This window comes from Bradyrhizobium sp. U531 (genome assembly GCF_051710265.1).
GTDB lineage: Bacteria > Pseudomonadota > Alphaproteobacteria > Rhizobiales > Xanthobacteraceae > Bradyrhizobium.
The window spans coordinates 280,492-294,478 of sequence record NZ_JASVEN010000005.1 but is presented as its reverse complement, the minus strand read 5'-3'; the positions used below and the strand labels follow the sequence as shown (position 1 = coordinate 294,478).

Sequence of the window (13,987 nt, the reverse complement as noted above, 5' to 3'; positions counted from 1 at the left end):
TGCCGGCCCCGCCGCGAGACGGGGCCAGCTTCGAGAAGGTTTACTTGATATAGCTGGCGTCGAAGAGGTCCTCGACCTTCGGCGCGGCCTTGATGATGCCGATCTCGAGCAGCAGCTCGGCGGCTTCCTTGTTGAAGGTCAGGAAGTCGCCCGCGAAGAACTTCTGGTTCGCGGCCTTGTCCTGCCAGCGCAGGTACTTCGCCGAGTTGGCGAACTGCTCGCCGGTCTGCTTCACGTCGGCGCCCATGATCTCATAGGCCTTGGCCTGGTCCTTGGCGATCATGTCGAGCGCCTCGAAATAGCTGTCGGCGAGCGCCTTGGCGGCCTTCGGGTTCTCGGTGAGGAATTTCGGCGTGCAGCCGAAGGTGTCCATGACCATGGGGTAGTCGAGCGTGGTCGCGATGATCTTGCCCTTGTCGGGCGCGGCACGAACCGTCGACAGGTAGGGCTCATAGGTCATCGCGGCATCGTTCTGGCCGGAGACGAAGGCTTGCGCGGCAGCGGCCGGCTCGAGATTCACGACGGTGACGTCCTTGGTGGTCAGGCCGTTTTTCTTGAGCATCCAGGCCAGCGCGAAATAGGGCGAAGTGCCGGGCGCGGAGGCGGCGACGGTCTTGCCCTTGAGGTCCTTGATCGCGGCGACATCGTTGCGCACGGCCATGCCGTCGGCGCCGAAGCTCTTGTCGAGCTGGAAGATCTGCTTGGTCGCAACGCCGTTGGCGTTCCAGGAGATCCAGGTCTCGACCGTGGTCGCCGCGCACTGGATGTCGCCGGAGGCGACGGCGAGATGCCGATCCTTCTGCGGGATCTTCTTGATGGTAACGTCGAGCCCGTTCTTCTTGAAGATGCCGGCCTCCTTAGCCAGCGTCAGCGGTGCGAAGCCGGTCCATCCGGAGATGCCGACGCCGACCTTGACGTCGTCGGCGAGTACGGGAGTGGCGGCCGAAAGAGCAATGATTGTCGCAAATATCGTCGAACTACGCATGATTGTCGTCCTCTGCCGATCGGTGGATTGAAGTCCTGTTGATCTCTTGATGTCGGTCCATCTGGACCGTTGCCCGAAGCTTTGCACGATTTGTGCCGACATGTCCTCTCAGCCTCCCTTGAATCGCGCGACAAGGCGGTGAGAGTCACCGGGATAGAGCAGGCGCACGGCGGTGATCGTGCGTGCGCTGCGCCAGGTGTAGCGGTCGATCACGAGGCAGGGGGCGCCGACCGCGATCGCGAGTGCGTCCGCCGTGCGATCGTCCGCGACGATGGCGCTGATCGTGTGCTCGGCTTCGGTCCATGGGACATGATGAAGCAGCCAGGAGCCGGGCGGCTCGCGCGCGAAATCAGCGGCCGCGGCATCGGGCACGGACGACAGGTCGATCAGCCTGTCCTCGACGGCGAACGGCACGTTGTCGGCGCTGTGCCGGCAGGTGATCGCGACAACCTTGCCGGCTTTTTTGACGCCGAGACGGTCGCGATCCGCGGCGGTTGCCGTGCGCAGCTTGCGGCCGATCAGCTCGTAACCGTAAGCGCGACCGAGCGCGGTAATCTCGGCGCGGATGTCGGCGATCTTGAGCACCGCCGATTGATGTTGCGGCCGGCGCACGAACGAGCCCGCGCGTCGCCGCCGCTCGATCAGATCGGCCTGCGCGAGCTCCGACAGCGCCTTGTTCACCGTCATGCGCGAGCAGCCATAGCGGGCCACCAGCTCATGCTCGAACGGGATGCGATGTCCCGGCGGCCATTCGCCGGTCAGGATGCGCTTTTCGATGTCGGCGCGGATTCGCTTGTAGAGCGTCGGTTGATCGCCGGTGTCGGTCGCAAGGCTCATGCGACGAGCCTCCGCACCGCCGCGTTGAAACGCTCGCGCGCCGCCTGGCGCAGCCTGTGCCGCCCGCCTTCGACCACCTTGTGGCCGCCGGCCCAGACGCAATCGATCGCGCCGCTGCTGGTCGCGAAGATCCAGCCGTCGATGAGCGCGTCGTGCGTCCGCCCCGCCAGCGACGGATGCGTGGCATCGAGCGTGACGATGTCGGCGCGTGCACCGGGCGCGATGCCGACCGGCGTCTGCGCCAGCGCCTGTGCGCCGCCCGCGAGCGCGTGGTCGAACAGCGTTCGGCCGGTCGATCGGCCTGCGCCGCCGGAGAGCACGTTGCGCTGGCGATGCCTGAGGCGTTGGCCGTATTCGAGTTGGCGCAGCTCGTCGGCGACACCGACCAGCACGTTGGAATCGGTGCCGATGCCGAATGTCCCGCCAGCAGCAAGGAATTCACGCGCGGCGAATGTGCCGTCGCCGAGACTGGCTTCAGTGATCGGGCAGAGGCCGGCGACCGCGTCGGTCGCAGCGAACGCGCTGACTTCCTCGTCCGTCATATGGGTCGCGTGAATGAGGCACCAGCGCCGATCCAGCGGCGCGTGCTCCAGCAGCCATTGCACCGGGCGCCGGCCCGACCAGGCCAGGCAATCCTCGACTTCCCTGGTCTGCTCGGCGGCATGGATATGCACCGGCCCGCCTTCAGCCAGCGGAATGATCGCGGTAAGCTCGTCCGGCATCACCGCACGCAGACTGTGCGGCGCGATGCCGATGTTGGCACCGGGCAATGTGCTGATCGCCTTGCGCGATGCGGCCACCAGCGCGGCGAACTGATCGACCGAGCAGATGAAGCGGCGCTGGCCGTCATGCGGCGCCGTGCCGCCGAACGACCCATGCGCATAAAAAGTCGGCAGCAGCGTCAGGGCGATGCCGGAGGTCTCGGCCGCTTGCGCGATCCGCGCGGCCATCTCGGCGGGATCGGAGTAGGGCGTTCCGTCGCGGTCGTGATGCAGATAATGGAATTCGCCGACGCGGGTAAAACCCTGCTCCAGCATCTCGACATAGAGCAGCGTTGCGACGGCGGCAGCGTCATCCGGCGTCATGGCGAGGGCGAAGCGATACATCGTCTCGCGCCAGGTCCAGAAGGTGTCGGTCGAGTCGCCGCGCAGCTCCGCGAGGCCCGCCATGCCGCGCTGGAACGCGTGGCTGTGCAGGCTCGCAAGTCCCGGGAGCGCGATGGCGTGGCGTTCGTCGCCGACGGCTGCAGCAACGCCCGGCGTCACCTCGGCGATCGCGCCGGCGGTGATCACCACCTGCACGTCATTGGCCCAGCCCGAAGGCAGGAGCGCGGAGGCGAAATGCAGTCGGGACATGATTGATGACACGCCGGCTGGACAGAACCGGCGTACGATTATATGTCTAGACATATAAGTCAAGCATCCCACACCAGGGGACAGTGGCATGGCAGAACGCTTCGACCGGATCTGGCACAACGCCCGGCTCGCCACGATGCGGGCCGACCGCCCTGAGATCGGCGAGATCGAATCTGGCGTGATCGCCTCGCGCGGCGGCCACATCGTCTATGCCGGCGCAGCCGCAGACTTTCCTGCCGATGCGGACGCCATCCAGTGGATCGATTGCGAGGGGCGCTGGATCACGCCGGGTCTCGTCGACTGCCACACGCATCTCGTCTATGGCGGCAACCGCGCGCATGAATTCGAGCTGCGTCTGAAGGGCGCAAGCTATGAAGAGATCGCGCGCGCCGGCGGCGGCATCGTCTCGACCGTGGCCGCGACGCGCAAGGCGAGCGAGGCCGAGCTGGCTGCAGGCGCATTGCCGCGGCTCGACGCGCTGATCGGCGAGGGCACGACCACGGTCGAGATCAAGTCGGGCTATGGCCTCGATACCGAGACCGAGATGCGCCAGCTTTCGGCGGCGCGCAGCCTTGGCCGCCAGCGCACGATTTCGATCCGGACCTCCTTCCTCGGCGCGCACGCGCTGCCCGTGGAAGCTGGCGGCGACAAGGACCGCTACATCGATCTCGTCTGCAGGGAGATGCTGCCGGCGATTGCGAAGGCGGGCCTTGCCGATGCCGTCGACGCCTTCATGGAAGGCATCGCGTTCTCGGCGGAGCAGACGGCACGGGTGTTCGAGACCGCGCGGGGGCTAGGACTGCCGGTCAAGCTCCATGCCGACCAGCTCTCGAATCTCGGCGGCGCGGCGCTCGCGGCGAAATTCTCTGCGCTCTCGGCCGATCATCTCGAGCATACCGACGAAGCCGGCGCTGCCGCGATGGCGAAGGCCGGCACGGTCGCCGCGCTGCTGCCCGGCGCGTTCTATTTCATTCGCGAGACGCAGAAGCCGCCGGTCGAAGCGTTCCGCAAGCACGGCGTGCATATGGCGCTCGCGACCGACTGCAATCCCGGCAGCTCGCCGCTGACCTCGCTGCTGCTGGCGATGAACATGGGTGCGACGCTGTTCCGGATGAATGTCGCCGAATGCCTCGCGGGCGTCACGCGTGAAGGTGCGCGGGCGCTTGGCGTGCTCAGCGAGACCGGCACGCTGGAAGCCGGCAAATGGTGCGACCTCGCGATCTGGGACATCGAGCGGCCCGCCGAGCTCGTCTATCGCATCGGCTTCAATCCGCTGCATCGCCGGATCTGGAGGGGACAGTGACGGAGCCGGGCGCAGCGATCGTCGTCACGCCGGGAACGGTGCACCTCGACGATCTCGCGCGCGTGCTGGCGGGCGCGCCCGTTATGCTCGATCCCTCGTTCTGGCCGCGCGTCGAGGCGGCGGCCGAGATTGTCGCCAAGGCGGCGCAAGCTGCGACCCCAGTCTATGGCATCAACACCGGATTCGGGAAGCTGGCCTCGAAGCGGATTCCGCCCGAGCAGACTGCGCTGCTTCAGCGCAATCTGATCGTCTCGCATTGCTGCGGTGTTGGCCCGGCGACGCCGAATCCGATCGTTCGCCTGATGATGGCACTGAAGATCATCTCGCTCGGACGCGGCGCCTCCGGCGTGCGCCGCGAGGTGATCGAGCAGTTGCAGGCCATGCTGGCGCGGGGCGTCTGTCCGCTGGTGCCGCAGCAGGGCTCGGTCGGTGCCTCCGGCGATCTCGCGCCGCTTGCCCATATGACCGCGGTGATGATCGGCGAGGGGCAGGCGCTTGTTGACGGGGCGACCGGCTCCGGCGGCGAGGCGCTGGCGGCTGCTGGCCTTGCGCCGCTGACGCTCGGCCCGAAGGAGGGCCTCGCGCTGATCAACGGTACGCAGTTTTCGACCGCCTATGCCATCTCCGGCGTTCTGCGCGCTTTCGCTCTCGCGCGCGCCGCGCTGGTCACGGGCGCGTTGTCGGTCGATGCGGCGATGGCATCGACGGCGCCGTTCCGCCCTGAAATCCAGGCACTGCGCGGCCATGCCGGGCAGATCGCCGCGGCCGCGACACTCATGGCCTTGCTCGACGGCAGCGACATCCGCCTGTCGCATATCGAGGGCGACGAGCGTGTGCAGGATCCCTATTGCCTGCGCTGCCAGCCGCAGGTTGCGGGCGCGGCGCTGGATCTTATCACGCAGGCCGCACGCACGCTAATCGTCGAGGCCAATGCCGTCACCGACAATCCTCTGGTGCTGGTCGAGACCGGCGAGATCGTGTCGGGCGGAAACTTCCACGCCGAGCCGGTGGCGTTTGCCGCCGATGCGATTGCGCTGGCGCTGTCTGAGATCGGCGCGATCAGCGAGCGGCGTATTGCGACGCTCGTCGATCCCGCGCTCAATTTCGGCCTGCCGCCGTTCCTCACCCCGGATCCCGGCATCAATTCCGGCTTCATGATCGCCGAGGTGACGGCTGCCGCGCTCTATGCCGAGAACAAGCAGCGCGCGCTGGCCTGCTCGATCGACTCGACGCCGACCAGCGCCAACCAGGAAGACCATGTCTCGATGGCCGCGCATGCCGCGCGGCGCCTCTCCGACATGGCCGACAATCTCGCCGCCATTCTGGGCATCGAGCTCCTGGTTGCCGCGCAAGGTATCACGCTGCGTGCGCCGCATGCGACCAGCGCGCCGCTCGTCGCTGTCATCGCCAGGCTTCGCGAACAGGTGCCCGCACTCGGGGCTGACCGCTACATGGCCGGCGATCTCGCCAAGGCTGCTGCGCTGATCGAGGCCGACGCATTGCCGACCGCTGCGATTGCCGCGCTCTCATCCGATCCGTTTCCAAAGCTCGACTGAAGGGTGTCCGCATGAACCGCCGACTGGACAACGACCGCACCATCCGCGCTCCCCGTGGCAGCGAGATCAGCGCCAAGAGCTGGCTGACGGAAGCGCCGCTCCGCATGCTGATGAACAATCTCGATCCTGACGTTGCGGAGCGTCCGAGCGAGCTCGTCGTCTATGGCGGCATCGGCCGCGCCGCACGCGACTGGGAGAGCTTTGACCGGATCGTCGCGGCCTTGCGCAATCTCGAAGGCGACCAGACGCTGCTGGTGCAGTCCGGCAAGCCGGTTGGCGTGTTCCGCACCCATGCCGACGCGCCGCGCGTGCTGATCGCGAACTCCAACATCGTGCCGCATTGGGCGACGCTCGATCATTTCAACGAGCTCGATCGCCAGGGCCTGATGATGTACGGCCAGATGACGGCCGGCTCCTGGATCTATATCGGCAGCCAGGGCATCGTGCAGGGCACCTACGAGACCTTTGTCGAAGTCGGTCGTCGTCATTACGGCGGCAGCCTGGCCGGCAAATGGATCCTCACCGCCGGCCTCGGCGGCATGGGCGGCGCGCAGCCGCTGGCCGCGACCATGGCCGGCGCTTCGATGCTCGCGGTCGAATGCCAGCCGAGCCGCATCGAGATGCGGCTGCGCACCGGCTATCTCGACCGGCAGGCCGCAACGCTCGACGAGGCGCTCGCGATCATGTCGGAGGCCGCGAAGACCAAGAAAGCAGTCTCGGTCGGCCTGCTCGGCAATGCCGCGGAGATTTTCCCGGAGCTGGTGCGCCGCGGCGTCAAGCCGGATATCGTCACCGACCAGACCAGCGCGCATGATCCGATCAACGGTTATCTGCCGAAGGGCTGGTCGCTCGCGGATTGGGAATCAAAGCGCGCGTCCGATCCGAAATCGGTCGAGCGTGCGTCGAAGACGTCGATGGTCGAGCACGTCCAGGCCATGCTGGATTTCCACGCGCAGGGCATTCCAACGCTCGACTACGGCAACAACATCCGCCAGATGGCGCAGGACATGGGCCTGAAGAACGCCTTCGATTTCCCCGGCTTCGTGCCCGCCTATATCCGTCCGCTGTTCTGCCGCGGCGTCGGGCCGTTCCGTTGGGCCGCGCTGTCGGGCGACCCTGAAGACATTTTCAAGACCGATGCCAAGGTCAAGGAGCTGATGCCAGACGACAAGCATCTGCACAACTGGCTCGATATGGCCAGGGAGCGTATCAAGTTCCAGGGCCTGCCGGCGCGGATCTGCTGGGTCGGTCTCGGCGATCGTCATCGCCTCGGCCTCGCCTTCAACGAGATGGTGGCGCGCGGCGAATTGAAGGCGCCGATCGTGATTGGGCGCGATCATCTCGACAGCGGCTCGGTGGCGAGCCCCAACCGCGAGACCGAGGCGATGAAGGACGGATCGGATGCGGTGTCCGACTGGCCGCTGCTGAACGCGCTGCTCAACTGCGCCAGCGGCGCGACCTGGGTCTCGCTGCATCATGGCGGCGGCGTCGGCATCGGCTATTCGCAGCACGCCGGCATGGTGATCGTCGCCGACGGCACGCCGGAAGCGGCGAAGCGCATCGAGCGCGTGCTCTGGAACGATCCCGCCACCGGCGTCATGCGCCACGCCGATGCGGGATACGAGACGGCGATCGACTGCGCGCGCCAGAAGGGACTCGATCTGCCGAGCCTGGCGAAGTAGCCAGCCACGGGCTCGGTCAACCTCTCCCGCTTGCGGGGGAGGGGTATCGCATATGAACTTGGCGGAGACCTGAGCAAGCGCCTCGTCCTTCGAGACGACCGCTGCGCGGTCTCCTCAGGATGAGGCTGATTGGCAGGTTTGCCTGGTGAAATGGCTGCCACACACTCCGCCCTCATCCTGAGGGCCCGCCAAAGGCGGGCGTCTCGAAGGATGGCTGCAGGCGGGCTCGCCGCCGCGTTTCCTCAAATGTCGGCGCGGAGCGCCGGGTGGGGGCTCGTGCGACATTGGGAGTGTTCATTGTGGAGGCACCCCCACCCCAGCCCTCCCCCGCAAGCGGGAGAGGGGGGGCACCTCGTTCGCGGCTGCGTTCGTCGTTCTAGCCGCTCACCAGCAGCTTCGGCATCGTCGTCTTGGCTCCATCCATGAAGGTCTCGACGGCGTCGCGGACGATGGCGTCGAGATCGGACGGGATCGGCGTCTCGTAGATGAACTTGCGGATCGCGAGATAGAAGATGCGGCCGTGCAGGCCCCAGAACAGCTCGGTCTCGCGCTCGCTCAATGAATGCGCCGTCGCGTCGGGCAGCTTCAACTCGTAGCGCAACTCGGCTGCCGCCGGCTCGATGATCTCGCGGCGGACGATGTCGAGATAGCGGCTGGTGATGCCGAACGACTTCATGCCGGAGAACACGAAGATCCGCACCCAATTGTACTCGAACACGCGTTCGACATAGTCGAGATAGAAGCGTGTCAGCCGCGCTTCGAGCGACTGCGAGCGGTCGCGGATCATCGGCCCCCAATCGGGTGACCAGCGGCTGAGATAGACCTCCTGGTAGACCCGCTCGATGAGCGCTTCCTTGCTTGGGAAGTGGCGATAGATCGCCGAATGCGTGATGCCCATGCGCTTGGCCAGCTCACGGGTTTGGCCTTCGAAGCCATGCTCCGCGAAAAAGCGGATCGCCTCGTCCACGATCGCGCGCTCGCGGTCGGCCGCGCGCATGTTGCGACGCTTTGGCGCGGACTTGCTGCCTGTCTCGGTTCGCTTCCGAACCGGTCGCTTCGCCGTTTTCTGCGTCTTTCGGGCCATTTCGTCGCTGAATCGCGGGTTTACGAACCTTCATAGCCCATGGCGCATTTGTGACCAAATGGTCATTTCCTGTTGACCGGCCTCGGGCGCCGTGTCAGGATTTTGAGACCAGATGGTTACAAATCTGGCATCCCGGCTGATGAGCCGATGGATCTTGAGGAAACGGCAGTGAAGGCGAGGGCTTTCAGCTATTTTCGTGCGGCGACGATCGACCAGGCGCTGGATGCTCATGCCCGCGCCGGCGACGACGCGCGCTTCATTGCCGGCGGCCAGAGCCTCGTGCCGGCGCTGTCGCTGCGGCTGCAGGCGCCGCGTCTGTTGATCGACATCACCCATATCGACGAGCTGCGCGGCGTCCGGCGCGAGGGCGGCTATTTGCGCATCGGGGCGCTGACGCGGCATTGCGAGATGCTGAGCGAGCCGCTGATCGCCGAGTTCGCGCCGCTGCTGCATGCGGCAGCACCCTTCGTCGCGCATCCCGCCATTCGCAACCGCGGCACCTTCGGCGGCAGCGTCGCGCTGGCGGACCCGGCGTCCGAATTTCCCGCGATGACGCTGGCGCTGGATGCCGAGATCGAGATCGCGGGGCTTTCAGGCCGCCGTCGCATCAAGGCCGACGATTTCTTCATCGACCTGTTCGAGACGGCCTTGCAGCCCGGTGAGCTGATCACCGCAATTCATGTGCCGCTGTTCAAGGCCGATCAGCGCTTCGCGTTCGACGAGCTGGCGCGGCGGCGCGGCGACTATGCGCTGGTGGGTTGCGGCATGCTTGCAACGTTCGCTGGCGAGCGCATCGACGACATCCGCATCTCGTTCTTCTCCGTCGGCAATACGCCGATCCGGGTGAAGAACGCCGAGCGCGCCCTGATCGGCTCGCGTCTCAATGCGGAACGTATCACCGCAGCGCAAGGCGCGCTTGAAGGCGATCTCGCGCCGCCCGACAGCGACGAGGTGCCGCCGGCGATGCGGCTGCATCTTGCCCGCGTGCTGCTTGGCCGCCTGCTCGGACGTCTGGGAGAGGGCGCATGAACGGCCGCAGCGAAACCCTGCTGGATGAGGCCGACGAGACGGTGCGGGTCCGCCTCATTGTCAACGGGCGCAAGGTGACGTGCGAGGTCGCGCCGCGCGACACGCTGGTCGATTGCCTGCGCGACAGGCTCGAGCTGACGGGCACGCATGCCGGTTGCGAGATGGGCGCCTGCGGCGCCTGCCTGGTTCAGCTCGACGGCCGCGCCGTGCATTCTTGCCTGGTCTTCGCGGTGCAGGCCGATGGCGCGGCCGTCAACACCATCGAAGGGCTGTCGGAAAGCGGCGTGATCGCCGACCTGCAGGCCGAATTCCATCGCCGCAACGCCCTGCAATGCGGCTTCTGCACGCCGGGCATGCTGGTCAATGCGCAGGAGCTGCTGTCGCAGGTGACGCAGCCGAGCCGCGACGAGATCCGCGACGCGCTGTCGGGCAATTACTGCCGCTGCACCGGCTATGAGGCGATCGTCGATGCCATCGACGCGGTGGCCAAATCGCGCGCGGACGGAGGCGCCCCATGAGCGCGCCGCTGACCTCGCTCGACCGCCCGAATTCCTATATCGGCCGCTCCGTGCCTCGGCCCAACGCCAGGCGGCTGCTGGCCGGGCGCGGCCGCTATATCAGCGATCTCAAGCTGCCGCGCATGCTCTACGCCGCGTTCCTGCGCAGCCCGCATGCGCATGCGAAGATCGTTGCGATCAGGATAGACGAGGCCCGTGCGCTCGAAGGCGTACACCTTGTGGCGACGGGCGCGGATCTCGCCAAGATCTGCACGCCATGGACCGGCACGCTCGATCATTTCAAGGGCATGACATCGGCGCCGCAGTTGCCGCTGCCGCTCGACCGCGTGGTCTGGGCCGGACAGGCGGTGGTGGCCGTCGTCGCCGAGAGCCGGGCGATCGCCGAAGATGCGCTGGAGCTGATCGAGGTCGATTACGAAGACCTCCCCGTCGTCGTCGACATCGACGGCGCGCGCGAGGCCGGCGGGGTGCTGGTCAATCCCGGCAGCGCCAACAATACCTGCTTCCGCAGCCAGCTCGACAGCGGCACCGTCGACGATGCCTTCGCGCATGCTGCGCATGTGGTGGAGGAAGAGTTCTCCTTCGGCCGCCACACGGCGGTGACACTGGAGCCGCGAGCTCTCGTTGCGGATTACGATCCCGCCGCGGGCATGCTCACCGTGCATCACGGCACGCAGACGCCCTATCAGTTTCAGGATCTCTATTCGCGGCACTACAACGTTCCCGAATCCCGCGTCCGCGTCATCGCGACCGATATCGGCGGCTCCTTCGGCATGAAGCTGCACGTCTATCACGAGGACATGGCGGTGGTCGGTCTCTCGATCCTGCTCGGCCGGCCCGTGAAGTACGTTGCCGACCGCATGGAATCCTTCGTCTCCGACATCCACGCGCGCGACCACCGCGTCCATGCCCGCATGGCACTGGATGCCAAGGGCGAGATCCTGGCGATGGACGTCACGGACCTCACCGCGATCGGGGCGTTCTCCACCTATCCGCGCACCAGCGTCGTCGAGGGCAACCAGGTGATCCGCCTGATCGGCGCGCCCTATCGCTTCAGGAATTATCGCGCCGCGCTGGAGGTGATCTTCCAGCACAAGGTGCAGACCAGCCAGTATCGCGCCGTCGGCCATCCCATCGCCTGCGCCGTCACCGAGCGGCTGGTGGACATGGCCGCAAGCAAGCTCGGCCTCGATCCCTTCGCCATCCGCGCCCAGAATGTCATTCCCGACGATGCCTATCCGCAGACCTCGCCGACGGGCTACCGCTTCGAGGCGCTGTCGCATCAGGCCTGCCTGAAGCGCCTGCACGAGATCATGGACTACGACGTCTTGCGCGCCGAGCAGGCGGAGTTGCGCAAGCGCGGGATCTATCGCGGCATCGGCATCGCGACCTTCGTCGAGATCACCAATCCGAGCCCCGCGTTCTACGGCGTCGGCGGTGCGCGCATCTCCTCGCAGGACGGCGCGATCCTCAGTCTGACGCCGTCGGGCGAGGTGCGCTGCCTGATCTCGGTCACCGAGCAGGGGCAGGGCACCGAGGCGATCATCAGCCAGATCGTGGCCGATCAGCTCGGCGTCGCGCAGGAGCACGTCAAGGTTATCACCGGCGATACCGAGGTCACGCCGCATGGCGGTGCCACCTGGGCCTGCCGCGGCGCCGGCATCGGCGGCGAGACGGCGCTGCAGGCCACGCGCGCGCTCAAGCGCAACATCCTGGAAATCGCCGCGCTGATTCTGCAGGAGCAGCCGTCGGCGCTCGACATCGTCGATGGCGAGGTTGTCGATGCCGTCACGCGAAACCAGCGAATGCCGATCGCCGAGATCGCGCGCATTGCCTATTTCCGGTCGGACACGTTGCCGCCGGGGACGCAGGCGCAGCTTACTGTCAGCCATCATTTCGCGCCGCAGGGCTATCCCTTTGCCTTCACCAACGGCATCCAGGGCTGTACGCTGGAGGTCGATGTCGAAACCGGCCTCATCAAGCTCCTGAAGCATTTCATCGTCGAGGATTGTGGCCGCGTCATCAATCCGATGCTGGTGGACGAGCAGCTGCGCGGTGGCATCGTGCAGGGGCTGGGCGCGGCGCTGTTCGAGGAGTGCCGTTACAGCGACACCGGCCAGCTCGTGAACGGCTCGCTTGCGGACTATCTCGTGCCGATGCCGATGGAGATGCCCGACATCGTCATCGCCCATGTCGAGACGCCGACCGCCGACACCGTGCTCGGTGCCAAGGGTGTCGGCGAGGCCGGCACGGCGGCGGCTTCGGCCTGCGTGCTCAATGCCGTCAACGATGCGCTCACGCCGTTCGATGCGACGATCAACGCGATCCCGATCACGCCTGCCAAAGTCCTGAAAGCCCTGAAGCGTTTCTAGAAAAAAGACAATTGGAGGAATTCATGCCCAAGTCCGGTTCAACGTTGAAGATATCCCGCCGCACCGCGCTCGCCGGTCTCTCCGCCGGCGCGGCTCTGCTTGCCATGCCCCGTCTGGGCCGCGCTGCCGACGAGACGATCCGCATCGGCTTTCCGACGCCGCTCACCGGCCCGTTCGCGGCGGAAGCGCGCGACCAGGTCAAATGCGCCGAGCTCGCCGTCAAGCTCGTCAACGACAAGGGCGGCATCGGTGGCCGCAAGGTCGAGCTGCTGCTGCGCGACGACAAGCTCAATGCCGGCGAGGCCGCGACGCGGACCCTGGAGCTGATCGAGAAAGACAAGGTTCACGCCGTGGTCGGCGCGCTCTCCAGCGCCGTGCAGCTCGCGGTCAACGAGGTCACCCGCGCACGCGGTGTGATTTACGTCTCGATCAGCCAGTCCGACACCATCAACGAGGCCAAGGATTTCAGCAAATACACCTTCCACGAGGCGCTGAACCCGCATATGACGACTGCGGCCGTGGCGCGGCAGACGTTGAAGAAGGGCATGAAGGTCGCCCATCTCGTCGCGGACTATGCCTATGGCCACGAGATGCTGCGCGGCTTCAAGCGCGCCCAGGCCGCGATCGGCGCCGACAATGTCGGCGAGATCCTGCATCCGTTCGGTGCGGCCGACTATTCCACCTTCATGCCGCGCCTGATGTCGATGCGGCCGGACGTGCTGTGCATCTCCAATTTCGGCCGCGACCAGGCCAATGCGATCAAGCAGGCGGTGGATTTCGGCGTCAAGCAGCAGATGAAGATCGTCGTACCCGTGATCCTGCACAACCAGCGGCTCGCGGTCGGCCCCGACGTGTTCGAGGGCGTGGTTGGCGGCGCCAATTACTATTGGGGCCTGGAGGCGCAGAGCAAGTCGGCGGCCGCCTTCAACGCCGCCTTCAAGGCTGCCAATGGCGGCGCGATCCCGACCGATTACGGCGCCTACGGCTATTCCGGCGTGGGGTCCTTGCTGGCCGCCATGCAAACCGCCGGCGGCACCGACACCGATAAGGTGGTCGATGCCCTGGAGAAGCTGCAATATGATCTGACCAAGGGCCCGCAGCACTATCGCAAGTGCGACCATCAGTCGGTGCAGTCGGTGCTGGTGCTGGAGTCCAAGAAGAAGTCGGCGATGTCAGGCGAGAACGATCTGTTCGCCATTCTCGCCAACGATACCGGCTCGGACGACATGCTGCGCAGCTGCAGCGAGCTCGGCCACGCGACCTAAG

The 13,987-nt window shown here is 66.2% G+C and carries 11 protein-coding genes; 7 read left to right on the top strand and 4 right to left on the bottom strand.

Going from position 1 to position 13,987, the window contains the following annotated elements:
* Positions 1-40 precede the first annotated feature (40 nt).
* The 3 genes from QRQ56_RS23950 to QRQ56_RS23940 form a co-directional block, all read right to left on the bottom strand.
* The gene (locus QRQ56_RS23950; RefSeq protein WP_438743430.1) at positions 41-985 is read right to left on the bottom strand and encodes an ABC transporter substrate-binding protein; all 945 of its coding nucleotides are present in this window, start codon (positions 983-985) and stop codon (positions 41-43) included.
* Positions 986-1,093: 108 nt separating this feature from the next.
* Positions 1,094-1,822 carry a histidine utilization repressor gene (gene hutC / locus QRQ56_RS23945; protein WP_438743429.1) on the bottom strand — a complete coding sequence of 243 codons (729 nt, stop codon included), beginning with the start codon at positions 1,820-1,822 and terminating at the stop codon, positions 1,094-1,096.
* Positions 1,819-3,177, bottom strand: a complete 1,359-nt coding sequence (locus tag QRQ56_RS23940; protein WP_438743427.1) for a formimidoylglutamate deiminase — start codon at positions 3,175-3,177, stop codon at positions 1,819-1,821. Before QRQ56_RS23940 ends, hutC begins: the two co-directional genes overlap by 4 nt.
* Positions 3,178-3,265: 88 nt before the next feature.
* Here QRQ56_RS23940 and hutI point away from each other — a divergent pair, with 88 nt between their 5' ends.
* Genes hutI through hutU form a run of 3 tightly spaced genes read left to right on the top strand, consistent with a single transcriptional unit; the run spans position 3,266 to position 7,718 of the window.
* Positions 3,266-4,480 carry an imidazolonepropionase gene (gene hutI, locus QRQ56_RS23935; RefSeq protein WP_438743426.1) on the top strand — a complete coding sequence of 405 codons (1,215 nt, stop codon included), beginning with the start codon at positions 3,266-3,268 and terminating at the stop codon, positions 4,478-4,480.
* The gene (hutH, locus tag QRQ56_RS23930) at positions 4,477-6,036 is read left to right on the top strand and encodes a histidine ammonia-lyase (RefSeq protein WP_438743425.1); all 1,560 of its coding nucleotides are present in this window, start codon (positions 4,477-4,479) and stop codon (positions 6,034-6,036) included. The genes hutI and hutH overlap by 4 nt, the downstream gene beginning before the upstream one ends.
* Positions 6,037-6,047: 11 nt before the next feature.
* A complete protein-coding gene (gene hutU, locus QRQ56_RS23925; RefSeq protein ID WP_438743423.1) occupies positions 6,048-7,718 on the top strand; it encodes a urocanate hydratase in 1,671 nt (556 codons plus the stop codon).
* Positions 7,719-8,094: 376 nt separating this feature from the next.
* On the opposite strand, the gene QRQ56_RS23920 is transcribed toward hutU, so the two are convergent.
* Positions 8,095-8,715, bottom strand: coding sequence for a TetR/AcrR family transcriptional regulator (locus QRQ56_RS23920; RefSeq protein ID WP_438743422.1), 621 nt, complete (start codon positions 8,713-8,715; stop codon positions 8,095-8,097).
* A 255-nt stretch (positions 8,716-8,970) separates the two neighbouring features.
* Here QRQ56_RS23920 and QRQ56_RS23915 point away from each other — a divergent pair, with 255 nt between their 5' ends.
* The 4 genes from QRQ56_RS23915 to QRQ56_RS23900 are packed head-to-tail and all read left to right on the top strand — an operon-like array spanning position 8,971 to position 13,986.
* Positions 8,971-9,831, top strand: coding sequence for an FAD binding domain-containing protein (locus QRQ56_RS23915; RefSeq protein ID WP_438743421.1), 861 nt, complete (start codon positions 8,971-8,973; stop codon positions 9,829-9,831).
* Positions 9,828-10,349, top strand: a complete 522-nt coding sequence (locus QRQ56_RS23910; protein WP_438743419.1) for a (2Fe-2S)-binding protein — start codon at positions 9,828-9,830, stop codon at positions 10,347-10,349. The genes QRQ56_RS23915 and QRQ56_RS23910 overlap by 4 nt, the downstream gene beginning before the upstream one ends.
* On the top strand, positions 10,346-12,721 hold the full coding sequence (locus QRQ56_RS23905; protein WP_438743418.1) for a xanthine dehydrogenase family protein molybdopterin-binding subunit: 2,376 nt from the start codon (positions 10,346-10,348) through the stop codon (positions 12,719-12,721). The genes QRQ56_RS23910 and QRQ56_RS23905 overlap by 4 nt, the downstream gene beginning before the upstream one ends.
* 23 nt (positions 12,722-12,744) lie before the next feature.
* Positions 12,745-13,986: an ABC transporter substrate-binding protein gene (locus tag QRQ56_RS23900; protein WP_438743417.1), complete on the top strand. Its 1,242-nt coding sequence runs from the start codon at positions 12,745-12,747 to the stop codon at positions 13,984-13,986.
* The last annotated feature ends 1 nt before the right edge of the window (position 13,987 follow it).